Origin of the sequence: Streptomyces sp. NPDC102360, assembly GCF_044766085.1 — a bacterium.
In the GTDB taxonomy this organism is placed as follows: domain Bacteria; phylum Actinomycetota; class Actinomycetes; order Streptomycetales; family Streptomycetaceae; genus Streptomyces.
In genome coordinates, this window is sequence record NZ_JBIWLG010000004.1 from 349,393 (window position 1) to 376,269 (window position 26,877).

A 26,877-nucleotide genomic window follows, 5' to 3' on the forward strand; every position below is an offset into this window, starting at 1 on the left:
TGAAGCGAATGTGGGGCCGCACCCTTCGGGGTGCGGCCCCACATGCTTGCCATCGGCGTTTCACGTGAAACGGATTCGCCGACACGCTTTCGCTTACACGGTTTCACGTGAAACGGCCCGCTTGGAGTCAGCGCGTCGCGCCCGTCACGGCCCAGCGGCCCGAGCGGTAGCGGATCCAGAGCGTGATCATGCGCACTGTCATCATCAGCGCCATCGCTCCCCACACCGCCGTGAGGCCGCCGCCGAACACGGGGACCAGGAGCGCCACCGGCGTGAAGACGGCGAACGTGACCAGCATGGCCCAGGCCAGATAGGGCCCGTCACCCGCGCCCATGAGGACGCCGTCGAGGACGTAGACGATTCCGCAGATGGGTTGGGACAGCGCGACGACGATGAGCGCGGGCAGGGCGGCGTCCTGTACGAGCTGATCGCTCGTGAACATCGGGACGAACAGTGGCCTGGCAAGGAGGATCAGTACGCCCAGGGCGACTCCTGCGGCGATCCCCCACTCCACCATCCGGCGGCAGACTGCCCGCGCGCCGGGAGCATCATCCGCTCCGAGATAGCGGCCGATGATTGCTTGACCGGCGATGGCGATGGCATCGAGGGCGAAGGCCGTCAGGCTCCACAGGGACAGAATGATCTGGTGCGCGGCCACATCGGCATCGCCGAGCCGGGCAGCCACGGCCGTCGCGATCATCAGGATCGCCCGGAGCGAGATCGTACGGACGAGAAGTGGAGCGCCCGCCTGGGCGCAGGCCCTGATGCCGGCCGCGTCCGGACGCAGCGAGGCTCCGTGGCGGCGGGCGCCGCGAATCACGACGACGAGGTAGACGGCGGCCATGCCGACCTGGGCGATGACGGTGCCCCAGGCCGAACCCGCGATGCCCAGGCCTGCACCGTAGACGAGCGCGACGTTCAGTCCCGCGTTGGCGATGAAGCCGGCGACCGCCACGTACAGAGGAGTCCTGGTGTTCTGCAGCCCGCGCAGCACACCGGTGGCGGCGAGGACGATGAGCATCGGGGGAATGCCGAGTGAGGAAATGCGCAGGTAGGTGATCGCGTAGGGCGTCGCGGTGTCGGAGGCGCCGAAGAGTTCGACCAGTGCCGGGGCCGTGGGCAGGGCGACCGCGACGACCACGGCCCCGAGGAACAGGGCGAGCCAGATGCCGTCCATGCCCTGCTGGATGGCGGACTTCAGATCGCCGGAGCCGACGCGTCGCGCAACCGCCGCCGTGGTCGCGTAGGCGAGGAAGACGAAGATGCTGACGGCGGTCTGAAGCAGGGCCGAGGCGACGGCAAGTCCCGCGAGCTGTGAGGTGCCGAGATGGCCGACGATGGCGCTGTCGGCCATGAGGAAAAGAGGCTCAGCGACGAGTGCGCCGAAGGCGGGAACGGCGAGAGCGACGATCTCCCGGTCGTGCCGGCGTCGGGCGGCCTTGGGCGTCGCGGGAGCCTGTGTCATGGGCACCAATCTAATCTTCCACAGGTAAGAGATGCAATCCGCTAATGACCCTTACTGGTGATGGTCTTCCGCGTGTCGCGCGGCGGGGTCGACGGAGATCTTGGGCCGACTGGGAAAGTTTTTCTTCTGCACAGCCAGTGGATGGGAAAACAGCAGGTCAGAGCATGTGTATGGAATAGCCTGAGGGCTTGTTCACAGGCCTGTCCACCGTGTCGTGCACAGGTTTTCCCTGGTTCTCCACAGCGAGGGGCCCGTCATCCACACGGCCTGTGGATAACCAGATTGGCTGACGGTGCCGACAGGCCTAACGTGGGGCGGCGCCCACTGTGTCCCGCGTCCTCGGAAACCTCACAAATCCGACGCGTCAGAAGCGGAGTTGGGCCTCTTATTTGTCAGTGTCGTGCCGTAGGAATGAGGGGTACGGCGAGGTCCGCTCGGCGGACAGGAGGAGGCGGCCCGGTGAGCATCTCCGAGCCATTGGACGACCCCTGGGCCGATGACGGCCCCAGCGATCGCCTGCCCGCTTCCCGGCCGTTCCGGGGTGGCGGCCGAGGCGGCCAGGGCGATCAGCACGAGCGGGGCAGCGAGGGTGGTGGCGGCTGGGACGAGGGCCCTGCGACCTTCGAGCGCGTTCCGCCGCAGGATCTGGACGCCGAGCAGTCGGTGCTCGGTGGCATGCTCCTGTCGAAGGACGCGATCGCCGACGTCGTGGAGGTCATCAAGGGGGCCGACTTCTACAAGCCGGCCCACGAAACGATCTTTCAGGCGATCCTCGACGTCTATGCCAAGGGCGAGCCCGCCGACCCGATCACCATCGCGGCGGAGCTGACCAAGCGCGGCGAGATCAACAAGGTCGGTGGCGCATCGTATCTGCACACCCTTGTGCAGACGGTTCCGACGGCGGCGAACGCCGAGTACTACGCGGAGATCGTCCATGAGCGCGCCGTGCTGCGCCGTCTCGTCGAGGCGGGCACGCGGATCACGCAGATGGGATACGCGGGCGACGACGACGTCGACGAGATCGTCAACAGGGCGCAGGCCGAGGTCTACGCGGTCACCGAGCAGCGGACCAGCGAGGACTACCTCCCGCTCGGCGACATCATGGAGGGCGCGCTCGACGAGATCGAGGCGATCGGCTCGCGCAGCGGCGAGATGACTGGTGTGCCGACCGGCTTCACCGACTTCGACTCGCTCACCAACGGTCTGCACCCCGGCCAGATGATCGTCATCGCGGCCCGCCCCGCCATGGGTAAGTCCACGCTGGCGCTGGACTTCGCACGCGCCGCGTCGATCAAGAACAACCTGCCGAGCGTCATCTTCTCTCTCGAAATGGGGCGCAACGAGATCGCGATGCGCCTGCTGTCGGCCGAGGCGCGAGTGGCCCTGCACCACATGCGCTCCGGCACGATGACGGACGAGGACTGGACGAGGCTCGCACGCCGGATGCCCGAGGTCTCGGCCGCGCCGCTGTACATCGACGACTCCCCGAACCTGTCGATGATGGAGATCCGCGCGAAGTGCCGCCGGCTCAAGCAGCGCAACGACATCAAGCTCGTGATCATCGACTATCTGCAGCTGATGCAGGCCGGTGGCTCGAAGCGCTCCGAGAGCCGTCAGCAGGAGGTCTCGGACATGTCCCGAAACCTGAAGCTGCTGGCCAAGGAGCTGGAGCTGCCGGTGATCGCGCTCTCCCAGCTGAACCGTGGCCCCGAGCAGCGCACGGACAAGAAGCCGCAGGTCTCCGACCTGCGCGAGTCCGGCTCCATCGAGCAGGATGCCGACATGGTCATCCTTCTGCACCGTGAGGACGCGTACGAGAAGGAGTCGCCGCGCGCGGGCGAGGCGGACATCATCGTCGGCAAGCACCGTAACGGTCCGACGGCCACGATCACCGTCGCCTTCCAGGGCCACTACTCGCGCTTCGTGGACATGGCGCAGACCTGATCGGGAGATGACCGGCGGCGCAGATCAGCCTCCGGTGAAAACCGCTCGACGCCGGTCGTCGGCCGGGATGGACTGGGCCCATGACGACATCCCCGGAAGAGTTGTTGCCCACCACGCGTCGCGCCCTCCTGCACCGCATCGCCGTGGCCCAGAGCGAAGGACGGGCGCCCTCACTCGTGGCCGCGGTCGCGCGGGACGGTGAGCTGGTGTGGACCGGGTCGCGTACCTCGGTGGACGGGCACGGGCCGGACGAGAACGTGCAGTACCGGATCGGTTCGATCACCAAGACGTTCACGGCTGTGCTGGTGCTGCGACTGCGGGACGAAGGGCTGCTCGACCTCGCGGACCCGCTGGAGAAGCATCTGCCCGACACCGGTGCCGGCACGGTCACCATCGCCGAACTGCTCGCCCACACCGGCGGATTGGCGGCCGAGACGCCGGGGGAATGGTGGGAGCGGAGCCCCGCGAGCCTGCGCCCGACCCTCTCGGACGTCCTCGGCGAGCAGCCCTTCCGGCACCCCGTCGGCCGTCGCCACCACTACTCCAACCCCGGCTATACGCTCCTGGGTGCCCTGATCGAGGCGGTACGCGGGGTGTCCTGGGAGAAGGCCCTGCGCGACGAGATTCTCGAACCGCTGGGTCTGACCCGCACCAGCGTCCAGCCGCAGCAGCCGCACGCCGGGGGCTGGGCCGTGCACCCGTACGCAGATGTGTTGCTTCCGGAGCCGAGCGAGGACCTGGGCCTGATGGCCCCCGCAGGTCAACTGTGGTCCACCACACGGGACTTGGCCGTCTTTGCCTCCTTCCTCATGGGTGGAGACGACCGGGTGCTGAGTACGGATTCCGTCCGGGAGCTGTGGACCCCCGCCGCGCCGACGGTGCCGGGCGACTGGGAGGCCTCGTACGGGCTCGGCATGCAGGTGGTGCGGGGCGGCGGCTTCACCCTGGCCGGACACACGGGCTCGCTGCCGGGGTTCGTGGCAGGGCTGTGGCTGTGCGAGGAGGAGGGCCTCGTGGCGGTCGCTCTCGCCAACTGCACGACGGGGGTGCCCGTAGGGACGCTGGCCGCCGAGCTGTTGGCGATCGTCGCCGAGGCCGAGCCGCGGTTGCCCGAGCCGTGGCGGCCGCTCTCCGAAGTGAATGCGTCCGAACTGGAGCCGGTGGGGCCCTGGTACTGGGGGACGCAGGCCGTGGTGCTGCGCCTGGCGGCCGATGGCGGAGTGGAGCTGGGCCCGGCGACCGGGAGCGGACGACGCTCCAGGTTCCGGTCGAACGGCGACGGCACCTGGACCGGGCTCGACGGCTACTACGCGGGAGAGCTGCTCCGCGCCGTCCGGCGGGACGACGGGGCGGTGAGCCACCTTGACCTCGGTTCCTTCGTCTTCACACGGGAGCCGTACCCGGCGGACGGGCCTGTTCCCGGTGGAGTGGACCCGGTGGGGTGGCGGGGCATTCCGCGCTGATGCGCAGCTCTGGCGGTCGGCTGTTTCACGTGAAACAGCCGACCGTGAAACGCCGGCCGAGCGACTCCCCGGTCACAATTACAGCTTGAAGCCCAGGTGCGAGCCCACGAAGCCGAGCCGCTCGTAGAAGCGGTGGGCATCGGTACGCGTGACATCGGAGGTCAGCTGTACCAACTGGCAGTCCTGGCGCCGGGACTCGTCGACGGCCCACTCGATGAGCTGTGTGCCGAGGCCGCTGCCACGCTCGTCCGCGTGGATGCGGACGGCCTCGATGATCGAGCGGGTGGAGCCCTTCCGGGAGAGCCCGGGGATGATGCTGAGTTGCAGCGTGCCGACGACGCGGCCCCCGCGCACGGCGACGACGAGGTGCTGATTCGGGTCGGCCGTCAGGCGGGCATGCGCGGTGAGATACGGCGTGAGGTCCTCCGGTGACTCCCGCTGGGCGCCCAGCGGGTCGTCGGCCAGCATGGCGACAATCTCCGGAATATCCTCGGCCGCGGCCGACCTGATCTCAAGATCTCCCATGGGGCGCAGCCTATGCGGGGTCTCCCACCGGCTGTGCTCGGCCCGGTCAGGCGGCGGCGTGCAGCCCCTCGACCGCCTTGACCAGAGGGGCGAGGTCCGGATTCTCGGTCGCGGCGTCGAGGGCCTCCCGCAGCGCCGTGGAGTTCGTGGGGCGGGCCTCTTCGAGGAGCTTGAACCCGGCTTCGGAGACGTTCGTGTAGATGCCCCGACGGTCGGTCGGGCACAGGTAGCGGGAGAGCAGGCCGCGTTCCTCGAGCCGCGTGACCAGGCGCGTGGTCGCGCTCTGGCTCAGGACGACGGCGTCGGCCACCTGCTTCATCTGGAGGTGGCCGCCCTCCCCGTCGTGCTGACGGCCGAGGACGTCAAGCAGCGAATACTCGCGCACGCTCAGCCCGTGGTGGGCCTGCAGTGCGCGCTCGATGTGGGACTCGATCTTCCCGTGCAACAGCGAAAGCGCGCACCAGCCCTGAGAGAGGGCGGTCAGTGCGGGGTCTGTGGCGGTCATGGTTCGTGGTTCCTCCGTCCCGGAGTGGCTCAGCCCAGGGTAGTCGATGAGCGGGGTTGCCCGCGTTTGCAATTAACCAGCGTCTGCAATTATTGTCAGGTCTCGTAAAGCGCACCCGCAACAGTCTGGAAGGGGTCCCTCCATGCCTCTCGCGCTTCTCGCCCTCGCGATCGGGGCCTTCGGGATCGGAACCACGGAATTCGTGATCATGGGATTGCTCCCAGAGGTCGCGGGTGACTTCGGCGTCTCCATCCCCACGGCCGGCTTTCTGGTGACCGGCTACGCGCTCGGTGTGATGTTCGGCGCCCCGCTGATGACCGCCCTGGGAACGCGCATCCCGCGTAAGCGGATGCTGATGCTGTTGCTCGGCTTCTTCATCGTCGGCAACCTGCTCTCCGCCGTCGCGCCGGTCTTCGCCGTCATGCTGATCGGCCGTGTGGTCGCCTCGCTCGCCCACGGCGCGTTCTTCGGCATCGGTTCGGTCGTCGCGGCCGAACTGGTGGCCCCGGAGAAGAAGGCCGGAGCGATCGCCATGATGTTCACGGGCCTGACCGTCGCCAACGTCGTCGGTGTCCCGCTCGGCACGTTCATCGGCCAGTCGGTCGGCTGGCGCGTGACGTTCACGGTCGTCGCCGCACTCGGCGTCATCGGCCTCGTCGGCATCGCCAAGCTCGTGCCCGACCTGCCCAAGCCGCAAGGCGTGCGCCTGCGTCACGAGCTGGCCGCGTTCAAGAACGTGCAGGTCGTGCTCGCCATGGCGATGACCGTGCTCGGCTTCGGCGGCGTCTTCGCGGCCATCACCTACATCGCGCCGATGATGACGCACGTCGCGGGCTTCGCGGACGGCTCCGTCACCTGGCTCATGGTCCTCTTCGGCCTCGGCATGGTCGCCGGCAACCTCATCGGCGGAAAGTTCGCCGACCGGGCCCTGATGCCCATGCTGTACGTGTCCCTGGGCGCGCTCGCCCTCGTGCTGGCTCTGTTCACGGTCACCGCGCACAACCAGGTGCTGTCCGCGATCTCCATCATGTTGATCGGCGCGTTCGGCTTTGCGACGGTGCCGCCGCTGCAAAAGCGCGTCCTCGACCAGGCGTCCGGCGCCCCGACGCTCGCCTCGGCCGTCAACATCGGTGCCTTCAACCTCGGCAACGCCCTCTCCGCCTGGCTCGGCGGCATGGTGATCGCCGCCGGCCTCGGCTACACCTCCCCGAACTGGGTCGGTGCCGTGCTGGCCGCGGCAGCCCTCGTCCTGGCCGTGCTGTCCGCGGCCCTCGAGCGCCGCTCGTCCGCTCCGGGCCTGATCGTCGCGGCCGCCGAGCAGCCGCGTACCGAGCCTGCCCACCACTGATCCGCACCCCGGCCGGTGGGGGCGACGTAGACCCCGCCGCACAGCACCCCTCAGTACCATCCCGCAAGGAGCATCCCCTCATGAGCACCACCGCCATCACTCCGCTCAGCACGCAGGACGCCGAGACCCTGGTCACTGCCGCTCGCCTCGCGGCCGAGGCGGCCGGAGTCACCGTCAGTGTCACCGTCCTCGACGCGGGTGGGCACCTGCTGGCCTTCCGTCGCGACGACCGCGCTGTCCTCATCTCCGGCGAGACCAGCACGCGCAAGGCGTGCACCGCGCTCCAGCTGAACGCCCCGACCGCCGACCTCGTCGACCTGGTCAAGCCCGAGGGCCCCTTCCACACCCTGCCCACCGCGCTGGACCGGCCGCTGCTGTTCATCGCCGGCGGCCTGCCGGTCCACCGCGACGGGCGGCTCATCGGCGCCATCGGTGTCGGTGGCGGTGCCCCCGAGCAGGACCACGGCTTTGCCACCGCGGCCGTGGAGGCCCTCGCGTAACAGCTGGGCGTATGTCCCGCATCCGCCCCGAGTCACCGCAGTACAGCGGCACTTGGGGCGGACGTGTGCTCAGCCCGCGGCTACGGTCAGAGGTGCGAAGCGGCGGGTCCAGTCGCCGGGCAGATCTGAAGTCCCGTAGTTCATCACTGCGTTGAGGCCGACGGCCTTGAGCCCGCGCTCCTTGAGCCACGCCAGCAGCTCCTCGTGGCGCACGTCGATGTCGGTGCGCAGCGGCCGGTCCGTGCCCGCCGCGAGCGAGGCCACGAGGGCCTTTGCCGTCGCGGTGTCGCGGGCGATGAGCGGACCCACGACGTGGGTGTCCTCGTTGGGCCAGGCGGCCGCGAAGCCGATGAGCCCGCCACCGGCCCCACCGTCCACAGCCACCCGCAACTGGTCTGCGAAGGCCGGAAGCCGCGTGATGACATGCGTACGGTCCGGGCCGAAGACCTCCGCGTCCAGGCGGAGGATGGCCGAGAGGTCATCCGCCGTGGCAGCGCGGGTGGAGACCTCGGGCAAGGACCCGCCCGCGGCGAAGCGGCCGCGCACCATCTCGGCCCGCCCTGTGACCTTGAAGCCCAACTCCTCATAGAGCGGCCGCCCGTACGGCGTTGCGTGGAGTGTGAGCGGCGTCGTGCCCGCTCGCTCGAGGATGTGGCGCATCAGGCGCCTGCCGATGCCTTGTCGTGCGTGTTGCTCGGCGACCAGGACCATGCCGATCGCGCTGAGTTCGGGCCGCTCGTGGGGTCCGTAGTCGGTCACTACGCACGCGCTGACGAGACCGCCGGCGGGGTCGTCGATGCCGTAGCCGGTACCGGCGGAAAGCAATAGCCGCCACTTGTGTTCCTCACGGGGCCAGCCCCGGTTCTCGGACAGGTCGGCGCACGCGGGGACATCGCGCGGGGTGAGGCTACGGATGGGCAGGCCGGAGAGGGAAGGTGTCGACACGCAGGTCAGGCTGTCGGACTTCACCCCGTGGCGTCCACCGCTTTGTGGAGAGTGCCCGGCGCTTTCGGCCGCGCTGGGAGTTTCACGTGAAACATGGCGCCGGGGGCGGCTCTCGCTCGCGCCCGGCTGTGCCGGACGCGCGAATTGGCGCCCCGAGACCGGTAATTGAGGAATTTACGAAGTGGCCCGGGGTTCGCTTAATCCGCAGTTATGCCGGTAGGGGGTTGTCGACTTCGCGGCGGCCGGTATCGTCGGGTCCGGATCGCGCCGGGTGGCCGAAGAGGGCCGAGGGGAAGCCCGTGGTGCGCGCAGGCCCACGCAGCCTAACGGGACGGAGAGATCGAAGACCTGCACTTTCCGCTTTGCGTTCTGGGCAATGACACCGGGTGGCAGGCTGCGGTGAGAGGACTGCGGACAATGTCACACTCTTGCCTTACTTGTCAGTAGCCGTCCGGAATGCAGTGTTCAATGTGGACTGCATTGTTGTCGAAGCACGCGGGGGAAAGCCCACAGTTTCCGGGCGCGGAACAGCTCGGGAGTACGTTGACCGACCGAAATATGTTCGAGGCGAGGCACAGCATGGACGCTCCGACCACTACGCCGTCGGCCGATTCCGGTTCGGACGGCGGGGGCTGGTTCACGCCGCGCACGGCCCCGGCCCCGCAACCTCCCACCACCGGTTCCGGCCCGGAGGCGACGCAGGAGGAGCACCGAATACCGGAGCCGCGTCAGGCACCGGCCGCGCAGCAAGCGCAAGCGCCCGCCCCGCCGCGGGCCGCCGAGACGTCCGGCCCCGTGGCCGCCTCCCCGCGCCCCACGCCCCATGCCTCCCCCGACGCGATCCTCATCCGCCGCACGATGGAGGAGATCGGCCCCGTCGCGGACCGGGTCACCTCGTACTTCTACGCGCTGCTCTTCGTGCGTCACCCCGAACTGCGCCCACTCTTTCCCGCGGCGATGGACACCCAGCGCGACCGGCTCCTCAAGGCGCTGCTGACCGCCGCCGAGCACATCGACAACAAGGACGTCCTGGTGGCGTACCTGAAGAACCTGGGGCGCGGTCACCGCAAGTACGGCACGCAGGCCGACCACTACCCGGCCGTCGGCGAGTGTCTGATCGCCGCGCTCACCCAGTACGCCACCACCACGTGGAACGCGGAGACCGAGGCCGCCTGGGTCCGCACGTACACGACGATCTCCCAGGTCATGATCGACGCGGCGGCCGAGGACGAGCTGAAAGCACCGGCCTGGTGGATGGCCGAGGTCGTGTCGCACGATCTGCGGACCCCCGATGTCGCCGTGGTGACCGTGCGGCCCGATCAGCCCTATCCGTTCCTGGCCGGCCAGTACACGACACTGGAGACGCCTTGGTGGCCGCGGATCTGGCGGCACTACTCGTTCGCGTCCGCGCCCCGCTCGGACGGGCTGCTCTCGTTCCACGTGAAGGCGGTCCCGGCGGGCTGGGTCTCCAACGCCCTGGTGCACCGCGCCCGGCCCGGCGACGTGCTGCGGCTCGGCCCTCCCGCCGGCTCCATGACCGTCGACCACACCACCGACAGCGGGTTGCTCTGCCTGGGCGGCGGCACCGGTATCGCGCCCATCAAGGCGCTCGTCGAGGACGTGGCCGAGCACGGGCACCAGCGCTCGGTCGAGGTGTTCTACGGCGCCCGCACCAACCACGATCTGTACGACATCGACACGATGCTGCGCCTCTCGCAGAGCCACGCGTGGCTCTCGGTGCGTCCCATCGTCGACCAGCAGGCCCACCTCCAGCTGCCGGACGCGGTACGGGAGTACGGCCCCTGGAACGAGTACGACGCGTATCTCTCCGGGCCGCCCGGCATGATCCGCAGCAGCATCGACACCTTGCGGCGCATCGGCATCCCCGGCAGCCGCATCCGGCACGATTCGGTCGAGGACCTGGTCGCGGCGGCGGACTGAGCCTCGAAGCGCGGCGCCGGCCCCACACCTCGTACAGCGAGGCGTCAGCCCAGATCGGGTGCGTGCATCGCACGAACCCCCTCGATGTTGCCGTCCAGGTAGTGACGCAGTGAGAGCGGCACCAGATGGACCGAAGCGATGCCTACGCGGGTGAACGGCACCCGCACGATCTCGTAGCTGCCGCACGGGTCCTCGATCTCGGGCCCGTGCCGCTCGTCGGTGTCCATCGACTCCAGTCGGCAGACGAAGAAGTGCTGGACCTTTACGCCGGTCGCGCCGCCGTCCTCGCCGATGTGCTCGACGGTGTCCACGAAGCAGGGCACCACGTCGATGATCTTGGCGCCGAGTTCCTCGTGCACCTCGCGATGGAGGGCGTCCACGACGGTCGTGTCCTCCGGCTCGACCCCGCCACCGGGAGTTACCCAGTACGGATCGACGCCGGGCTTGGTCCGCTTGATCAGGATCAGGTCGTCGCCATCCAGCAGGACGGCGCGTGCGGTGCGCTTGACCACGGGTCGGACGGTCATGGGAGAAATGTGGCCCGGCTGGTTCCACGTGAAACATCCCGCATCGCTCGGCGCCCGCTCACGACCAGTCGACGGCAGCACGCAGCAGCCACTCGTGCGCCCGCGCGATATGCGGCATGGCGAGTGTGCCGGTGCGCACCACCAGGAAATACGTACGCAGCGGCGGCACGGGCGGGTCGAGCAGGGCGATGATCTCCCCGCGCTCCAGGTTTTCCTCGCACAGATAGCGCGGCAGGACGGCGAGGCCGGCGCCCGCGATCACACAGGCCAGCACAGCGCGCAGATCGGGCACGACGACCGTGGCGGACACGGCGGGCCGGGAGTCGAAGACGGCCGCCCAGTAGCGGCTGACCAGGGGCAACGACTCGTGCACCTCGACCACTGGGAACTTCTCCAGTGACGGCGCCGCGTCGCGGTGCAGCATGCCGGGGCCGATCCGGGCGGCCAAACGCGGGGCGGCGGCCAGCACGTGTTCCTCGTCGCAGAGCGGAGTCGCCGTGAGCAGGGCGCCGCGCGGACGGGCCGTCGCGATGGCCAGATCGTGATGTCCCGCGGCCAGCCCCTCCAGGGTTTCCTCGGCCGTGCCGAAGCTCGCCCGTAACGCGATGTTCTGCCCGTTGTCCCGGGTCAGAGCCGTCAGCGCGGGCAGGGCGCGCTCCGCGGTGAATTCCGGGGGCCCGGCCAGGTGCAGGGTGCGCCCGGCGGACTCCTCGCCGAGACCGGCCTCGGCGATCTCCACGAGAGCGTCGAGATGCGGAGCCGCCTTGTGGGCCAGCTCGTCGCCGATCGTCGTGGCCGTCACACCACGCGCCTGGCGCAGGAAGAGCGGGCGCCCCAGCTGCCGCTCCAGCGTGCGGATCTGGGAGGTGACCGCCGGCTGGGACAGGCCGAGCAGCGCGGCGGCACGGGTGAACGAGCCGGCGCGGTGCACCGTCACAAAGGTGCGCAGCAACGCGAGATCCATCGCGGCACGCCTCCCTCCCGAAGCCCCGGCCGCGCCCAACTATAAATAAGTCGATAGGTCTCTGTCGCTACGGTGATTGGACACTGACACAGAGTCAACTAGCCTTGTTCGCGCGGTTCTTCGCGCGTAAGAACCGGGACGGTCCGAGCCACGAGGGGGGAGGCTCGGACCGTCCGTTGTACGTAGCGCGGTACTAGGGCCTGTTCTCAGGACTTCGGTCTGCCCCGCGACCTCACCGGTCGTGGGCCTCGTCCAGCGCTCGCAGTACGTCCGCCACCAGGTCCTCGGTGTTCTCGGCGCCCGCTGAGAAGCGGATGAAGCCCTCGGTGACGGCATCCCCGCCCCAGCGCCCGCGCCGCTCGGCAGTGGACCGTACGCCGCCGAAGCTCGTCGCGTCGTCCACCAGGGTCAGGGCGTCCAGGAACCGCCCGGCCCGGGCGCGCGAGGGCAGCTCGAAGGAGACCACACAGCCGAACCGCCGCATCTGACCTGCGGCGACGCGGTGGGACGGATCGCCGGGCAGGCCGGGATGACGCACCCCGGCGACGTCCCCGCGTTCCAGCAGGGCGCGCGCCACGGCCAGCGCGTTGGCGCTCTGCCGCTCGGCGCGCAGCTCGAGCGTGGCGAGGGATCGGTGCGCGAGCCAGGCCTCCATCGGCCCCGGAATCGCCCCGACGATCTTGCGCCAGCGCTTCACCGAGGCGATCAACTCGGCGTCGGCGCACGCGACGTAGCCGAGCAGGACGTCGCCGTGGCCCGTGAGCTGCTTGGTGCCGCTGGCCACCGCGAAGTCCGCGCCGAGCTCCAGCGGGCGCTGCCCGAGCGGCGTCGCGAGCGTGTTGTCCACGGCGACGAGCGCCCCGCGCGCGTGGGCGGCATCGGCGAGGCGCCGGATGTCGCAGACGTCGAGGCCGGGGTTGGACGGCGTCTCCAGCCACAGCAGGCGCGCCCCGTCGAGCACGTCGAGCTGCGCGTCATCGCCGGTCGGCGCGGTGCGCACCTCGATCCCGTACGACGTGAGCTGCTCGCGGACGAGCGGGAAGACCTGGTAGCCATCGGCCGGCAGGACCACCGCGTCGCCGGCGCGCAGCTGCGAGAAGAGGACCGCGGAGATCGCCGCCATGCCGGAGGCGAAGGCAAGCGTCTCCACGCCGGGGCGGCCCGGAGCCTCCAACTCGCTGATGGCGCGCTCTAGATGCGTCCACGTCGGGTTCTCGTCGCGTCCGTACGCATAGGGCCCCGACACATCGCCGGGCAGATGGAAGTGTGCGGCGAACACGGGCCCCGGCAGGGTCGGTTCGTTCTTGACCGGTTCGGGCAGACCCGCCCGGACCGCCCGCGTGCCGTCTCCCGGCTCCCGTGCCGAGGGCTCCGTCATGCGCCCCGTCCCTCCACTGCTTCGCGTACGGATACGAGAAGGCCCTCGGAGGCCGACTCGACCAGCTTCAGGCACTCCTCGAAGCCTCCCAGATCGCCGTAGTACGGATCGGGGACTTCCAGGTCGGAGGCGTCGGCCCCGGCATCGTAGGAACGCAGCAGACGCACCTTCTCGGCGTCCTCGGGCGTCGACGCCAGGCGGCGCAGGGTGCGCAGGTGGCCGTGGTCGAGGGCGACGACCAGGTCGAGTCGGGCGAACCAGTCGCGATGGAACCGGCGGGCCGTGTGCTCGGAGCCGTAGCCGTTCTCGGTGAGGACGCGGACGGTGCGCGGGTCGGCGCCGTCGCCCTCGTGCCAGCCGTCCGTGCCCGCGCTGTCGACCTCGACGAGGCCGTCGAGCCCCGCCTCCTCGACGCGGGCGCGGAAGACGTGCTCGGCCATGGGAGAGCGGCAGATGTTGCCGGTGCAGACGAAACAGACGCGGTAGGTCATCCTCGGCCGCTCTCAGTCCTTGCCGTCGGGCAGTACGACGTTCAGCGCCCAGGAGACGATCGACACGATCAGGCCACCGAGGATCGCGGTCCAGAGGCCGTCGACGTGGAAGCTCAGGTCCACCTGGTCGGCCAGCCACGAGGTCAGCAGCAGCATCAGGGCGTTCACGATCAGCGTGATCAGGCCGAGCGTGAGGATGAACAGCGGGAAGGTCAGGAGTTTTACGATCGGCTTCACGATCACGTTGACCAGGCCGAAGATGAGGGCGACGAGGACCAGTGTGCCGATCTTCTTGCCGGTGCTGTCGCCGGTGAGGGTGATCTTGTCGAGCACCCAGACCGCGACGGCCAGGGCCCCCGCGTTGGCGAGCGTCTTGACGAGGAAATTCTTCATGTGTCTGATCGTTGCAGACATGACTGGTGACAGGGGTGGAGAGGGCGATGAAGTCGTTCCGGTTGGATGAGCTCGAGGCGGAGAGAGCCGCCAACGACGGGGCGTATCTGCAGTTCCTGCGGGAGCGCAATATGTCGGTCGGGCTGTACGCGCTCGACGCGGGCACGCAGGACCCGCAGCAGCCGCACAACCAGGACGAGGTCTATCTGGTGGTCAGCGGGCGCGGGTCGATCTCGGTCGGCATGGAGACCACCCAGGTCGCCCGGGGCAGCGTGGTGTACGTGCCGGCCGGTGTCGCGCACAAGTTCCATCACATCAGCGAGGACCTGCGCGTCCTCGTCGTCTTCTCGCCTCCGGAGGGGTGACGGGGGTCGGCCTCGCGGGCGGCCCCACCTCGGGGTTCCCTAAGGGTCGGGTCAGGGGAGGACAAGGGATCGGAAGGGCCCAAACGGGCCTTCGACGTGCCAGCATCGAATCAGAAGCTCGATGCAGCAGCGTCGAATCAGAAGCTCGATGCAGCAGCGTCGAATCAGAAGCATCGAAGAGACAACGAAGGAGCGATGGCAGTGCGAGAGATATTCGCGGACATGCCGTGGTGGGTGAAGTGGGTCGCGGTGCCGGTCATCGCCATCGTCGTGTTCGGCGGTCTGATCGCGAGCGTCGTCGGCTTTGTGATCGGCCTGCTGTTCAAGGTGCTCGTGTTCGCCGCTCTGGTGGGTGGACTCATCTACGTAGTGCGGAAGTTCATGGTCGGTTCGTCGTCGCGGAGCCGCGACTGGTGAGGCCGCGCCGAGGCCGTACGCACTTGTGTGCGGATCCCGATCGTTGCGTCGCGCGACCTTTCGCACGACCGGGGGAAGTTTGCTTGCGCGGCGGGCGCCAATCGGTGGCCAAGGGTTAGAGTCCGGAATTCGATGGCTTTAGCCCCTGCGAGCCTCGAACACGCGGGGGTTCCCCACGCGCATCGGGAGTGAACCTTGGCCACGGTCGATACCGCACCCGCCGCCCCGCAGACACTCATCGGCTCCGTACAGCGGGCCATGCGACTGCTCGAGGCGGTCGCTTCCCATGACGACGGGGCGCCGGCCAAGCAGCTCGCGCGGGAAGCCGGCCTCGCCCTTCCCACCGCGTACCACCTGCTGCGCACGCTGGCTCATGAGGGATATCTCCGCCGGGAGAACGGCGTCTTCGTTTTCGGTGATGCCGCCGAGCGTTTGAGCAGCAGCGGAGCACAGCAGAATCGTCGCAGCATGATCACCGACGCGCTGCGGCACTGGCGCGACACCATCGGCGTCCCGGTCTATTTCGCGGTCTACCGGGACGGCGAGATCGAGCTCGTCGCCGTCGCCGACACTCCGGCCAATCCGGCCGTCGAGGAGTGGGCCGACTTCCGGGAGACCGGCCATGCCCACGCCATCGGCCAGTGTCTGCTCTCCCAGCTCGACGAGAGGGCCCGCAAGGACCATCTCGACCGCTACCCCGCGCAGTCCATCACCCCGTATTCGGTCCGTGACGACCGTGCGCTGCTACGGAAGTTGAGCCGAGTGGGCCGCATGGAACCGATCATCGAGCGTCAGGAGTACGCGCTGGGTACGGCCTGCGCCGCGTTTCCGCTGACGATCGGGTCGGCCGCGGCAACTTTGGCCATTTCTCTCCCTTCCCATCAGGCGGAGAAACTGCTGCCCACAGCACGGCAGTTGCAGCACGAGATCGGCAAGCTTGTAGGAACACTCGCCTTCTCTATCAGCATTTGAAAACTCACTCCTTGTGATCCTGTGTGTACGTTGAGCAAGATGCCAGCAGTGTCAGGGAGGTAGTTTCCTGGCCAATCGACGGCAAGTTGACGGGGTAGGCGATGCGCGAGTCGGTACAAGCAGTCCAAGCAGAGGTCATGATGAGCTTCCTCGTCTCCGAGGAGCTCTCGTTCCGCATTCCGGTGGAGCTCCGGTACGAGTCCACCGATCCCTACGCCGTGCGGCTGACCTTCCATCTCCCCGGAGACGCGCCCGTGACCTGGGCGTTCGGCCGGGAGCTCCTCGTCGACGGGGTCAACGGGGCGAGTGGCGAAGGGGACGTACAGGTCACACCGGTGGAGCGGGTGGGTGGCGCCGTCGGCGAGATGCCGGGAGAGGTGCACATCAGGCTCCAGGTCGGTGCGGATCAGGCCCTGTTCAGGGCCGGGGTCGCACCGCTCATCGCGTTCCTCGACCGGACGGACAAGCTCGTCCCGCTGGGCCAGGAGGAGACGGGCGTGGACTTCGAGTCCGACCTCGACGAGGCCCTCGACCGGATTCTCGCCGAGGAGCAGAGCGCGGGCTGACTCCCCATCGGCTCGCACAGATGTATCCGGGCCATATGCATAGGGGCCAGACGTAACGCTTCAGCAGCACGGTGCACCCGAGCAGTTCCGCGCCTTTCAGCGTTTACGCCGCCGGCCTCGGCCTGCGCGCCCAGGAGCGGGAGCGTCCATCGCGGGCTCCCGCGTCTCCGGGCGGTCGGCGGAGACCACGAGCGCGGCCAGCGCGGTGGTCACCGGCACCGAGGCGACGAGGCCGATCGAGCCGACCAGCGTACGCACGATCTCCTCGGCCACCAGCTCACTGTTGGCCACGTCGGCGACGCTGCTCTGCGCGATCGAGAAGAGCAGCAGCAGCGGCAGCGCGGCACCCGCGTAAGCCAGGACGAGTGTGTTGACGACGGATGCGATGTGGTCGCGCCCGATGCGGATCGCCGCCCGGTACAGGGCGCGCCGGCCCAGCGTCGGGTTCGCCTCGTGCAGCTCCCACACGGCAGAGGTCTGCGTGACCGTCACGTCGTCGAGCACACCGAGCGAGCCGATGATGACGCCGGCGAGCAGCAGACCGCTCATGTCGATGTCCGGGTACAGGCCGTGGATCAGCCCCGTGTTGTCGTCGGTGTTGCCCGTCAGGGCCGCCCAGCCGATGAACAGCGAGCCCAACAGGCCGATCAGCAGCAGGGAGACGAGGGTGCCGAGCACGGCGACGGAGGTTCTGGCCGTCAGGCCGTGACACATGTAGAGCGCGATCAGCATGATCGCGCTGGCTCCGACCACCGCGACGACCAAGGGGTTCGACCCCTGCAGAATCGCGGGCAGGATGAAGAACGTCAGCACCATAAAGCTGATCGCGAGCGCGACGAGAGCCATGACGCCGCGCATCCGGCCCACCACGACCACGGCCAGGGCGAAGATTCCGGCCAGCAGCACCATCGGAACCTTGCGGTTCACATCGGTGACCGAGTACTGCAGCTCCTTCGGTGCGTCGGGCGCGTAGGCGGCGATCACCTTCTGGCCCTCGTGCAACTGCCGCGGTGAATCCGGCTGGACGACCTCGGTGAACGTACGGCCCTCGTCCTTGCCGCTGTCGATCCGGATCGTCGCGTTCTCACAGGTGCCACCGGTCTTCTGCTCGCCCGTGGTGCCCTGTTGCGCCGTGGGGTCCCCGGTGGGGCTCTGCCCCTGGGCGTGCACGGACGAGCAGTCGACCTTCTCGACCCGGGTGACCGTGGCCTGCTGCGTCTGCCGGTCGAAGCCGACACCGCTGCGCTCGTGCGGCGGGGCGCCGCCCGGCCAGAGCACCGCGAGGCCCACGACGACCGCGAGCGAGAACGGGATCAGGACGGCCGCGATCACTTTGCGCAGGTGCCGCGAGACAGGCGCCGCTGGGCCATGGCTGTGGGAGTGCCCATGCGGCGGGTGGGACGGCGGAGCTGAGGGCTGCTGGCTGGTGGTCACCGCCCGATCATCGCAAGAACGGAGGGGGCCCTCTGGTCAACGCGGCGTACGTCACGTTAGCGTGGAGGCGCTTTTGCCATCGCGGGAGCTCGGAGCACCGGGCTGAGAGGGCGCTGACCTTCGTCCCAGCGCGTTTCACGTGAAACAGCGTGGAGTTGCGTGACCAGGGGGCGGATATCGCTGCGTCGACCGCTGAACCTGTTACCGGGTAATGCCGGCGTAGGGAGTAGGTCTCATGACCACAACGGACGCGCACACGCCTGCCTCCAGCTCGACCGCGGAGGCCGGCCAGTCCATCGGCTGGCACAAGGGGTACATCAGGGGCTCGCGCCCCGACCTCCAGGTGCCGGTCCGTCAAGTGCACCTCACCAATGGGCAGTCGGTGACGCTGTACGACACCTCAGGTCCGTACACCGACCCGACTGTCGACACCGATGTCCGCCGCGGTCTCGCGCCGCTGCGGGAGAACTGGATCATCGCCCGCGGCGACACCGAGGAGTACGCGGGTCGCCCCGCCCGTCCCGAGGACGACGGCATCAAGCACACGTCGCCGCGCGGCGGCCTGCGCAACCTCGATGCGGTCTTCCCCGGCCGCCCGCGCCAGCCGCGCCGCGGCCGGGACGGCCGGGCCGTGACCCAACTCGCGTACGCGCGCCGGGGGGAGATCACCCCGGAGATGGAGTACGTGGCCATCCGGGAGAACGTCGCGCCGGAGGTCGTGCGCGAGGAGATCGCGGCGGGCCGGGCCGTGCTGCCCGCGAACGTCAACCACCCGGAGATCGAGCCGATGATCATCGGCAAGCGTTTCCTGGTGAAGGTCAACGCCAATATTGGCAACTCGGCCGTGACGAGCTCCATCGAGGAGGAGGTGGACAAGATGACCTGGGCGACCAAGTGGGGCGCCGACACGGTCATGGACCTCTCCACCGGCCGCAACATCCACACCACGCGCGAGTGGTTGCTGCGCAACTCCCCCGTCCCGATCGGCACCGTGCCGCTCTACCAGGCACTCGAAAAGGTCGACGGCAAGGCCGAGGAATTGTCCTGGGAGGTCTACAAGGACACCATCATCGAGCAGGCCGAGCAGGGCGTGGACTACATGACGGTCCACGCGGGCGTCCGTCTCCCGTTCGTCCCGATGACCGCCGACCGCAAGACCGGCATCGTCTCCCGCGGCGGCTCGATCATGGCCGCGTGGTGCCTCGCGCACCACAAGGAGAGCTTCCTCTACGAGCACTTCGAGGAGCTCTGCGAGATCCTCGCGGCGTACGACGTCACATACTCGCTCGGTGACGGCCTGCGTCCCGGCTCCATCGCGGACGCCAATGACGAGGCGCAGTTCGCGGAGCTGCGGACGCTCGGCGAGCTGAACTCCATCGCCAAGCGTCACAACGTGCAGACGATGATCGAGGGCCCGGGGCACGTCCCGATGCACAAGATCAAGGAGAACATCGACCTCCAGCAGGAGATCTGCGAGGAGGCGCCGTTCTACACGCTCGGCCCGCTGACCACCGACATCGCCCCGGCGTACGACCACATCACGTCCGGGATCGGCGCCGCGATGATCGCCTGGTGGGGCACGGCGATGCTCTGCTATGTCACGCCGAAGGAGCACCTGGGCCTGCCCAACCGCGACGACGTGAAGACCGGTGTCATCACGTACAAGATCGCGGCGCATGCGGCGGACCTCGCCAAGGGCCACCCGGACGCGCAGGCCTGGGACGACGCGCTCTCCGACGCGCGCTTCGAGTTTCGCTGGGAGGACCAGTTCAATCTGGCGCTCGACCCGGACACGGCGCGGGAGTTCCACGACGAGACGCTGCCGGCGGAGCCCGCGAAGACGGCGCACTTCTGCTCGATGTGCGGGCCGAAGTTCTGCTCGATGAAGATCTCGCAGGACATCCGGCGCGAACACGGCACCACGTCCTCGGAGATCGAGGAGGGCATGGAGCAGAAGTCGAAGGAGTTCGCGCAGGCCGGCAATCGCGTGTATCTGCCGATCGCCGACTGACGGCATGACGGTGGGGCCCCTCTTGCGCGTGGGGGCCCCAACGTCGGCCCGGTGGCCGCCGGAGGGTCAGTCCGGCTGGTGGTCCGGGCCGCCGAAGTCCGGGCTGGAGAAGTCCGGGCTGGAATAGCCGGCGCGCTGGCCCGTGGCCGTGCCGCCGCCGTCGGGGCTGCTGAACCCCGGCCTGTTGTAGCCGAGTTGCGGCATGCGCCCGCCGGAGCCACCGCGGCCCCCGAGGTGCGAGCCGCCGCCCGCCGAGGGATCCGCCAGGGCGTCCCGCAGGAACGGCAGGATGCCCCGGTCCAGGAGCGCGACGCGCCAGGCTTCCCTGGCCTGCTTCACTTCCTCGCTCGCCTCGCCGTGCGCGCTCGCCTGGAGCGACGTCGACCCATTGCGCAACGCCGCGATCAGCAGGCAGACGGCCGCGACGAGAATGCTCGCCGCGGTGATCGCGCCGAAGACCCAGCCGAAGGTGCGCAGGGTCCTGGCGAACCCCGGCACCGGGTTGAGCATGCTCAGGACGTAGCCGACGATCAGGAAGATCAGGGCTGCGGTCCCGGCCAGGACCGGGACGAGCACGACGGCGACCGCGGCGACGCCCGGCCCCGTGCTCTCCCCGCTGGAGTTGCCTCCTTCGCGTAGCGGACGCAGGAGCCGCGGCGTGGAGCGCAGTTCCTCGCGGACCTTGACGTAGCGCTGGTACTCGTCGGCGGCCGCCGTGTTGATCAGCGCGGCGGCGCCGAGCGCCATGGTGCGCAGCTGTTCGGGGTTGAGCCGCTGGCCCACGGCGGCGAGTTCAGGCCGATTCGGTGCGGTACGCAGCGCGTCATCGAGGAGCCGCTCGAACTCGGGACGGTCCTCGTTCAGCAAATGCGGAGCGCTGTTCATGTGCATCCCCCGATGCTCCGTAGGGCTTGGTGGCCCGCATGGGTGCGAGCCGTCGGGCAGAAACGGAGGGGAGCCTGCTACGGATAAGCCGATGGTAGAGCTGTCACGGCACGCGGTGACAGGGGGTTTCCGGAAATTGGCCAGACGGCCGGTCGGATCCTCCGCTTTCGCGTCTGCCCCGCGAAGTCTCAGATATCCATGGGCAGTTGCTGGACGAGGAGTTTTCCAGCCATGGTCACGCCGCCGTCCATGGCGATGGCCAGGCCGTTCGCGTACACATGCGGTCCCTCGACGGGGGGCCTGCTGTCCTCGCTGTCCCCGTCCTCCCCACCGACCTCGCCGAGCAGGTACGGGATCGGGCTGTGGCCGTGCACGATGCGCGAGCCGCCGTAGGCGTCGAGGAGCTGCCGCGCGGCGCTGGGCCCCGACTCCTCGTCCTTGAACGCGAACCGCTTGGTGAATTTGCGGAACAGGTCCCAGCACTCGTCCGCGTCATTGCGCGTGAGGGTCTCACGCACCGTGTCGTTGACGGCCTCGATGGAATCGCCGTAGTCGAGATACGCGGTGGTGTCCGAGTGCGTGAGCAGGTGGTCGTCCTCGATCTCGATCGCGTCGAGCCGGGACATCCACTGCAGGTGCACGTCCTGAAGGCGGTCCATGTCGGCCTTCTGCCCGCCGTTGAGCAACCAGGCCGCCTGGAACGTGGCTGTGCCCGCACCGGAGTTCACGGGCGTGTCGCCGAACCGCTTCGCGCCGAGCAGCAGCAGCTCGTGGTTGCCCATGAGCGCCTTGCAGTAGCCGCCGGCGGCCGCCGCCTCGGCGGACAGGCGCATGACGAGGTCGATGACGCCGATCCCGTCGGGCCCGCGGTCGGTGAAGTCGCCGAGGAACCACAGACGCGCGGTGCCCGCCGCCCAGTTGCCCTCCGCGTCGATCAGGCCCTGCTCGCGGAGCGCGGCGAGCAGCTCGTCGAGGTAGCCGTGCACATCGCCGACGACGTACAGCGGGCCGAGGCCCTCGTCCCCCGTGGGGGCGGGCTGCGCCGCCTCGATCTGGACGGTGTCGCCCTGGTCGATGACCGGCAGGTCGCGCTCGGTCGGCGTGTAATCGGCGGGATAGGCCTCGGGATTCTCGGCGCCTGGCGTGGCGACGTCGGGGTCCGTCGGCTGCACGTTCGCCGGTACGTCATGGACGTACGCGGGAACACGGAAGTCGCGCAGCGTCTCCGTGTCCGCTGCGGATCCCAGACCGGCCCCCTGAGTCATCGACCCCTCCACCACCATTGCGCCGCCTGTGCACCGTATCGGACTGCCTGGTCGCAGTGGCCCGCGGTGTCGTGCGCCCATCATAGGAATGCGGCTCGCGCTGTGTGATGCACCAGGGGTGGTGAATCGGTGACGGGCGGCTGATCGCCGTGCATTTCTCCCGAATTGGTGTGGACTTTTCTCTTCGGTGGAGGTCGGCGGAGTCGGTGGAGGGGGGCGGTCGGGGGCGGTCAGCCCTGTCCCGGAGAGCGGGGAGGGCTGACCGTGGTGCGGTGCGGGCGCCGCTGGGACGAGGTCCGCACGATGAGTTCCGTCGGCATCACTTGCTCGACCGGTTGGTCGGACTCGACCCCTTCGATGGCGTCGATGAGGAGCTGCACGACGGATGTCCCGATCCGCCGCGGTTTGAGCGAGAGGGTGGTGATGGGCGGTTCCGTGGTCGCGTAGACGGTCGACTCGCTGCAGCACACCAGCAGCAGATCGTCCGGGACGCGCAGCCCGTAGCGGCGCGCGGCGGCGAGCAGATCGGTCCCGTTGGGATCGAAGAGGCCGTAGACCGCGTCGGGGCGGTCGGGCCGGGCGAGCAGCCGGTCGGCGGCGACGGCGCCCGCGCACGGGTCGTGCGCGGGGTACGACTCGTAGACCGGTTCCTGTCCGATCCGCTCGCACCAGCGCAGATACGCCGAGGTGGAGAGGTGTGTGTACGTGTCGGTGGTGGTTCCGGTCAGCAGGCCGATGCGGCGTGCGCCGGACTCGGCGAGGTGGTCGAGGATGCCGAGCACGGCGGCCTCGTGGTCGTTGTCGACCCAGGCGGTCACGGGCAGGGTGCCCGCGGGACGTCCGTCGGAGACGACGGGCAGGCCCTGGCGGACCAGCTCGGTGACGACCGGATCATGGTCGGAGGGGTCGATGACGACGGTGCCGTCGAGTGCGACGTTCGACCACACGTCATGGCGTGAGGTGGCGGGCAGGATGACGAGGGCGTACCCGCGGGCGAGCGCGGCGGAGGTGGCGGCGCGCGCCATCTCGGCGAAGTACGCGAATTCTGTGAAGGTGAAAGGTTCATCCCCGTACGTCGTCACGGTCAGGCCGATGAGGCCCGATTTCCCGGTACGGAGCGTGCGAGCGGCCGCGGAGGGGCGATAGCCCAACCGGTCGGCGACCTCGCGGACGTGGCTTCGGGTGGCGTCCGGGAGCCTGCCCTTACCGTTGAGCGCATCGGACACAGTCGTGATCGAGACCCCGGCGGCTGCGGCAACGTCTCTGATGCCTGCCCGGCTCGGCCGGGTGCCCCTGCGGGTCGTCTCTGCCCGGCTCACCTGGTGCTTCCCTGCTGCTGTCATGGCGAGCCGATAGTAGGGCTCATTCGGCTGCATGGTGGGGACGCATATGCAGGCGTTGACAGGCACGTTTCTGCAAGGTGACGACCCATCATCAACCTTTAAATAAAAGGGAGTTGATGGGTAGAACTATGGCACTTTGCTTGTCGTCACGCATGGGCCTGCCAAGTCGGCGATGTTGCGAGTAGGTCTCAACTCACCTTCACGGGTGATGCGCGCCACGGCGCGAGCCACCGGCGCGCGCCAGGGCGAGGAGCGCTCCCCCCTCTCCGCGCGCCTTGGAGAGGGGGCGGGACCCGGGCCGTTGGGGAGCGCGGCGAATCCTCTTAAGGTGAGCAGTATTGGAACGGTGCCCACAAGGAGGACTGCGGTGAGCGAGATCAACCCCAAGCTGCGTGCGGAGCTGGCGGGGATCCCTGCCTACAAGCCCGGCAAGCCGGCCGCTGCCGGGGGGCCAGTGGCTTACAAGCTGTCCTCCAACGAGAATCCCTATCCTCCGCTGCCCGGGGTGATGGAGCAGGCGATCGCGGCCGCCGGGACCTTCAACCGCTACCCGGACATGGCGTGCACCGGCCTGATGAACGAGCTCTCCGACCGTTTCGGTGTGCCCGTCACGCATCTGGCCACGGGGACCGGCTCGGTCGGCGTCGCGCAGCAGCTGCTCCAGGCGACCTCGGGGCCGGGCGACGAGGTCATCTACCCGTGGCGGTCCTTCGAGGCGTACCCGATCATCACGCAGATCAGCGGCGCGAAGTCGGTGCAGGTGCCGCTCACGGCGAGCGAGGACCACGACCTCGACGCCATGGTCGACGCGATCACCGACCGCACGCGTCTCATCTTCGTCTGCAACCCCAACAACCCCACGGGCAATGCCATCCGCCGGGCCGAGCTGGAACGGTTCCTCGACCGGGTGCCCTCCGATGTCCTGGTGGTCCTCGACGAGGCGTACCGCGAGTTCATCCGCGATACCGAGGTGCCGGACGGCGTCGAGATCTACCGGGACCGGCCGAACGTGGCGGTGCTGCGAACCTTTTCGAAGGCATACGGGCTCGCGGGGCTCCGCGTGGGCTTCGCCATCGCGCACGAGCCGGTCGCCGCGGCGCTGCGCAAGACGGCGGTGCCCTTCGGCGTGAGCCAGCTCGCACAGGACGCGGCGGTCGCCTCGCTGCGCGCCGAGGACGAGCTGCTCGGCCGAGTCGGCTCGTTGGTGGCAGAGCGCACGCGGGTCGTCGAGGGGCTGCGGGCGCAGGGCTGGACGGTGCCCGAGACGCAGGCCAACTTCGTGTGGCTGCGCCTGGGGGAGAAGACGACGGACTTCGCTGCGGCCTGTGAGCAGGCGGGCGTGGTCGTGCGGCCGTTCGCGGGCGAGGGCGTGCGCACCACGATCGCGGAGACCGAGGCCAACGACATCTTCCTGCGGACGGCCGAGGAGTTCCGCAAGGAGCTGTAGAGCGCCGCGCGTTGGCGCCTGGATCGTAGTGATGGGGGTCTCCCGAAATAACGGGGGACCCCCCTTCGTATGCCGACAACCAGTACGACATAATGCTTGTGAATGTGAACGCGTTCACAAGCGTGTCCTGGTTCCTCCCAGGATTTGTGGGATTAAAGGGGCAAACTGCCGCTGTGACCACGGCGATGTAAGGAGAAGACGCAGTGGACCCGACAACGGTCGCCCTCGCGCCGGAGACCCTGGCGCGATGGCAGTTCGGCATCACCACCGTCTACCACTTCCTGTTCGTCCCACTGACGATCTCCCTGGCTGCGCTCACGGCGGGCCTGGAGACGGCGTGGGTGCGCACGGGCAAGGAGAAGTACTTCCACGCCACGAAGTTCTGGGGGAAGCTTTTCCTGATCAATATCGCGATCGGTGTGGCCACCGGTCTCGTGCAAGAGTTCCAGTTCGGCATGAACTGGTCGGACTACTCGAAGTTCGTCGGTGACGTCTTCGGCGCCCCGCTCGCGATGGAGGCGCTGATCGCCTTCTTCTTCGAGTCCACCTTCATCGGACTGTGGATCTTCGGCTGGGACAAGCTGCCGAAGAAGCTCCACTGCGCCTGCATGTGGTTGGTGTCGATCGGCACGCTGGCCTCGGCCTACTTCATCCTGGCGGCCAACTCCTGGATGCAGCACCCCGTCGGCTACGAGATCGACAAGCAGACCGGCGTGGCCCGGCTCAACGACATCTGGCACGTCCTCTTCCAGAACACCGCGGTCGTCCAGTTCGCGCACACCATCTCCTCCGCCTTCCTGACCGGCGGAGCCTTCATGATCGGCGTCTCCAGCTTCCTGCTCTGGAAGATCAAGAAGCAGAAGGAAGCCGGCGAGCAGGTGGACCGTAAGCGGACCATCACGCTGCGCAGCTCGCTCCGGCTCGGTCTGGTCACCGCGATGATCGCGGGCGTCCTGGTCGCCCTCTCCGGTGACCAGCTGGCCAAGGTGATGTTCAAGCAGCAGCCGATGAAGATGGCGGCGGCCGAGGCCCTGTGGGACACCGAATGTCCCGCACCGTTCTCCATCTTCGCCGTCGGCGACGTGAGCAAGGGCCACAACTCCGTCGAGATAGAGCTTCCGGGCCTGCTCTCCTTCCTGGCCGACGACAACTTCTCCAGCTGTGTCCCAGGCATCCACGAGACCGCCAAGGCCGAGGCCGAGAAGTACGGCGGTCAGCCCGAGGACTACGTCCCCAACATCTTCGTCACCTTCTGGGGCTTCCGCTTGATGATCGGCATCGGGCTCACCGCCGCCGTCGCCGCGGGCGCCGGATTCTGGCTGACCAGGAAGCGGCGATGGCTGTTGCCCGAGCATCGAAGGGGTGAGGACGAAATCCCCAAGCTGATGCTCACCAACAAGAAGGAACTCGGCCCGACCGTCACGAAGTGGGGCTGGCGGGTCGGCATGGCCTCGCTGATCTTCCCCTTCATCGCCAACTCCATCGGCTGGATCTTCACCGAGATGGGCCGTCAGCCCTGGGCCGTCTTCGGACTGTTCCGGACCGCTGACTCGGTCTCCCCCGGTGTCAGCCAGACCGAGATGGCGATCTCGCTGACCGCGCTGACCCTGCTGTACGCGGTGCTGTTCTGGATCAACGTACGGCTGATGAAGAAGTACGCCATCAAGGGCCCCGACACGGATGAGGAACCGCCGACCAAGGACCCGAAGCTGCGTGGTCCTTCGGGGGACGACTCCGATGACGACGACGCCGACAAGCCACTGACCTTCGCGTACTGAGAGGA

The 26,877-nt window shown here is 68.6% G+C and carries 25 protein-coding genes and 1 riboswitch; of the genes, 12 read left to right on the top strand and 13 right to left on the bottom strand.

The window, feature by feature from the left end; translation table 11 throughout:
• Positions 1 to 127 precede the first annotated feature (127 nt).
• A complete protein-coding gene (locus ACIRHA_RS19880; protein ID WP_403847221.1) occupies positions 128 to 1,465 on the bottom strand; it encodes an MATE family efflux transporter in 1,338 nt (445 codons plus the stop codon).
• A gap of 459 nt (positions 1,466 to 1,924) precedes the next feature.
• On the opposite strand from ACIRHA_RS19880, the gene dnaB reads away from it, so the two are divergent.
• Both dnaB and ACIRHA_RS19890 read left to right on the top strand, forming a co-directional pair.
• The gene (gene dnaB, locus ACIRHA_RS19885) at positions 1,925 to 3,409 is read left to right on the top strand and encodes a replicative DNA helicase (protein WP_403847223.1); all 1,485 of its coding nucleotides are present in this window, start codon (positions 1,925 to 1,927) and stop codon (positions 3,407 to 3,409) included.
• An 80-nt stretch (positions 3,410 to 3,489) separates the two neighbouring features.
• Positions 3,490 to 4,872 carry a serine hydrolase domain-containing protein gene (locus ACIRHA_RS19890; RefSeq protein WP_403847225.1) on the top strand — a complete coding sequence of 461 codons (1,383 nt, stop codon included), beginning with the start codon at positions 3,490 to 3,492 and terminating at the stop codon, positions 4,870 to 4,872.
• A 78-nt stretch (positions 4,873 to 4,950) separates the two neighbouring features.
• Here the strand turns inward: ACIRHA_RS19890 and ACIRHA_RS19895 are convergent, their stop codons facing one another.
• Positions 4,951 to 5,397 carry a GNAT family N-acetyltransferase gene (locus ACIRHA_RS19895; RefSeq protein WP_403847227.1) on the bottom strand — a complete coding sequence of 149 codons (447 nt, stop codon included), beginning with the start codon at positions 5,395 to 5,397 and terminating at the stop codon, positions 4,951 to 4,953.
• 46 nt (positions 5,398 to 5,443) lie between these two features.
• Complete coding sequence (locus tag ACIRHA_RS19900) at positions 5,444 to 5,902, bottom strand: MarR family winged helix-turn-helix transcriptional regulator (protein WP_403847230.1); 459 nt, start codon at positions 5,900 to 5,902, stop codon at positions 5,444 to 5,446.
• 142 nt (positions 5,903 to 6,044) lie between these two features.
• On the opposite strand from ACIRHA_RS19900, the gene ACIRHA_RS19905 reads away from it, so the two are divergent.
• Positions 6,045 to 7,250 carry an MFS transporter gene (locus tag ACIRHA_RS19905; RefSeq protein ID WP_403847234.1) on the top strand — a complete coding sequence of 402 codons (1,206 nt, stop codon included), beginning with the start codon at positions 6,045 to 6,047 and terminating at the stop codon, positions 7,248 to 7,250.
• Positions 7,251 to 7,330: 80 nt separating this feature from the next.
• Positions 7,331 to 7,750, top strand: coding sequence for a heme-binding protein (locus ACIRHA_RS19910; protein ID WP_403847236.1), 420 nt, complete (start codon positions 7,331 to 7,333; stop codon positions 7,748 to 7,750).
• Positions 7,751 to 7,819: 69 nt separating this feature from the next.
• Here the strand turns inward: ACIRHA_RS19910 and ACIRHA_RS19915 are convergent, their stop codons facing one another.
• Positions 7,820 to 8,695, bottom strand: a complete 876-nt coding sequence (locus ACIRHA_RS19915) for a GNAT family N-acetyltransferase (protein WP_403847239.1) — start codon at positions 8,693 to 8,695, stop codon at positions 7,820 to 7,822.
• Between the two features lie 558 nt (positions 8,696 to 9,253).
• On the opposite strand from ACIRHA_RS19915, the gene ACIRHA_RS19920 reads away from it, so the two are divergent.
• Entirely contained in the window at positions 9,254 to 10,636 is a 1,383-nt protein-coding gene (locus ACIRHA_RS19920) for a globin domain-containing protein (protein WP_403847692.1), read from the top strand.
• Between the two features lie 44 nt (positions 10,637 to 10,680).
• Here the strand turns inward: ACIRHA_RS19920 and ACIRHA_RS19925 are convergent, their stop codons facing one another.
• The 5 genes from ACIRHA_RS19925 to ACIRHA_RS19945 form a co-directional block, all read right to left on the bottom strand.
• Positions 10,681 to 11,163: an NUDIX domain-containing protein gene (locus ACIRHA_RS19925; RefSeq protein ID WP_403847242.1), complete on the bottom strand. Its 483-nt coding sequence runs from the start codon at positions 11,161 to 11,163 to the stop codon at positions 10,681 to 10,683.
• Positions 11,164 to 11,221: 58 nt separating this feature from the next.
• Positions 11,222 to 12,127: a LysR family transcriptional regulator gene (locus ACIRHA_RS19930; RefSeq protein WP_403847244.1), complete on the bottom strand. Its 906-nt coding sequence runs from the start codon at positions 12,125 to 12,127 to the stop codon at positions 11,222 to 11,224.
• Between the two features lie 232 nt (positions 12,128 to 12,359).
• Positions 12,360 to 13,505, bottom strand: a complete 1,146-nt coding sequence (locus ACIRHA_RS19935) for a cystathionine gamma-lyase (protein ID WP_403847247.1) — start codon at positions 13,503 to 13,505, stop codon at positions 12,360 to 12,362.
• The gene (locus ACIRHA_RS19940) at positions 13,502 to 13,996 is read right to left on the bottom strand and encodes a low molecular weight protein-tyrosine-phosphatase (RefSeq protein ID WP_403847250.1); all 495 of its coding nucleotides are present in this window, start codon (positions 13,994 to 13,996) and stop codon (positions 13,502 to 13,504) included. The genes ACIRHA_RS19935 and ACIRHA_RS19940 overlap by 4 nt, the downstream gene beginning before the upstream one ends.
• A 12-nt stretch (positions 13,997 to 14,008) precedes the next feature.
• Positions 14,009 to 14,389 (bottom strand): phage holin family protein, encoded by a 381-nt coding sequence (locus ACIRHA_RS19945; protein WP_403847252.1) that lies wholly within the window; start codon positions 14,387 to 14,389, stop codon positions 14,009 to 14,011.
• A gap of 47 nt (positions 14,390 to 14,436) precedes the next feature.
• Between ACIRHA_RS19945 and ACIRHA_RS19950 the strand changes: the two genes are divergently transcribed.
• The 4 genes from ACIRHA_RS19950 (at position 14,437) to ACIRHA_RS19965 (ending at position 16,709) form a co-directional block, all read left to right on the top strand.
• Positions 14,437 to 14,754 (top strand): cupin domain-containing protein, encoded by a 318-nt coding sequence (locus tag ACIRHA_RS19950; protein ID WP_403847255.1) that lies wholly within the window; start codon positions 14,437 to 14,439, stop codon positions 14,752 to 14,754.
• 201 nt (positions 14,755 to 14,955) lie between these two features.
• A complete protein-coding gene (locus ACIRHA_RS19955; RefSeq protein ID WP_266718729.1) occupies positions 14,956 to 15,171 on the top strand; it encodes a DUF5326 family protein in 216 nt (71 codons plus the stop codon).
• A 195-nt stretch (positions 15,172 to 15,366) separates the two neighbouring features.
• Positions 15,367 to 16,143: an IclR family transcriptional regulator gene (locus ACIRHA_RS19960; protein ID WP_403847258.1), complete on the top strand. Its 777-nt coding sequence runs from the start codon at positions 15,367 to 15,369 to the stop codon at positions 16,141 to 16,143.
• A gap of 101 nt (positions 16,144 to 16,244) precedes the next feature.
• Positions 16,245 to 16,709, top strand: a complete 465-nt coding sequence (locus ACIRHA_RS19965; RefSeq protein WP_403847261.1) for an SsgA family sporulation/cell division regulator — start codon at positions 16,245 to 16,247, stop codon at positions 16,707 to 16,709.
• A 96-nt stretch (positions 16,710 to 16,805) separates the two neighbouring features.
• Here ACIRHA_RS19965 and ACIRHA_RS19970 read toward each other — a convergent pair whose 3' ends face one another.
• Positions 16,806 to 18,143, bottom strand: a complete 1,338-nt coding sequence (locus ACIRHA_RS19970) for a YibE/F family protein (RefSeq protein WP_403847264.1) — start codon at positions 18,141 to 18,143, stop codon at positions 16,806 to 16,808.
• A 71-nt stretch (positions 18,144 to 18,214) separates the two neighbouring features.
• A riboswitch (TPP riboswitch) is annotated at positions 18,215 to 18,386 on the top strand.
• Here ACIRHA_RS19970 and thiC point away from each other — a divergent pair.
• Complete coding sequence (thiC, locus tag ACIRHA_RS19975) at positions 18,379 to 20,154, top strand: phosphomethylpyrimidine synthase ThiC (protein WP_403847266.1); 1,776 nt, start codon at positions 18,379 to 18,381, stop codon at positions 20,152 to 20,154. It overlaps the preceding riboswitch by 8 nt.
• Before the next feature lie 66 nt (positions 20,155 to 20,220).
• On the opposite strand, the gene ACIRHA_RS19980 is transcribed toward thiC, so the two are convergent.
• The 3 genes from ACIRHA_RS19980 to ACIRHA_RS19990 all read right to left on the bottom strand — a co-directional run bounded on the left by ACIRHA_RS19980 (position 20,221) and on the right by ACIRHA_RS19990 (position 23,647).
• A complete protein-coding gene (locus tag ACIRHA_RS19980) occupies positions 20,221 to 21,045 on the bottom strand; it encodes a hypothetical protein (protein ID WP_403847269.1) in 825 nt (274 codons plus the stop codon).
• A gap of 182 nt (positions 21,046 to 21,227) precedes the next feature.
• Complete coding sequence (locus tag ACIRHA_RS19985; protein ID WP_403847271.1) at positions 21,228 to 22,304, bottom strand: metallophosphoesterase; 1,077 nt, start codon at positions 22,302 to 22,304, stop codon at positions 21,228 to 21,230.
• A gap of 230 nt (positions 22,305 to 22,534) precedes the next feature.
• A complete protein-coding gene (locus ACIRHA_RS19990) occupies positions 22,535 to 23,647 on the bottom strand; it encodes a LacI family DNA-binding transcriptional regulator (RefSeq protein ID WP_403847274.1) in 1,113 nt (370 codons plus the stop codon).
• Between the two features lie 367 nt (positions 23,648 to 24,014).
• On the opposite strand from ACIRHA_RS19990, the gene hisC reads away from it, so the two are divergent.
• A complete protein-coding gene (gene hisC, locus ACIRHA_RS19995) occupies positions 24,015 to 25,094 on the top strand; it encodes a histidinol-phosphate transaminase (protein ID WP_403847276.1) in 1,080 nt (359 codons plus the stop codon).
• Positions 25,095 to 25,297: 203 nt separating this feature from the next.
• On the top strand, positions 25,298 to 26,872 hold the full coding sequence (locus tag ACIRHA_RS20000; protein ID WP_403847278.1) for a cytochrome ubiquinol oxidase subunit I: 1,575 nt from the start codon (positions 25,298 to 25,300) through the stop codon (positions 26,870 to 26,872).
• Positions 26,873 to 26,877 lie beyond the last annotated feature (5 nt).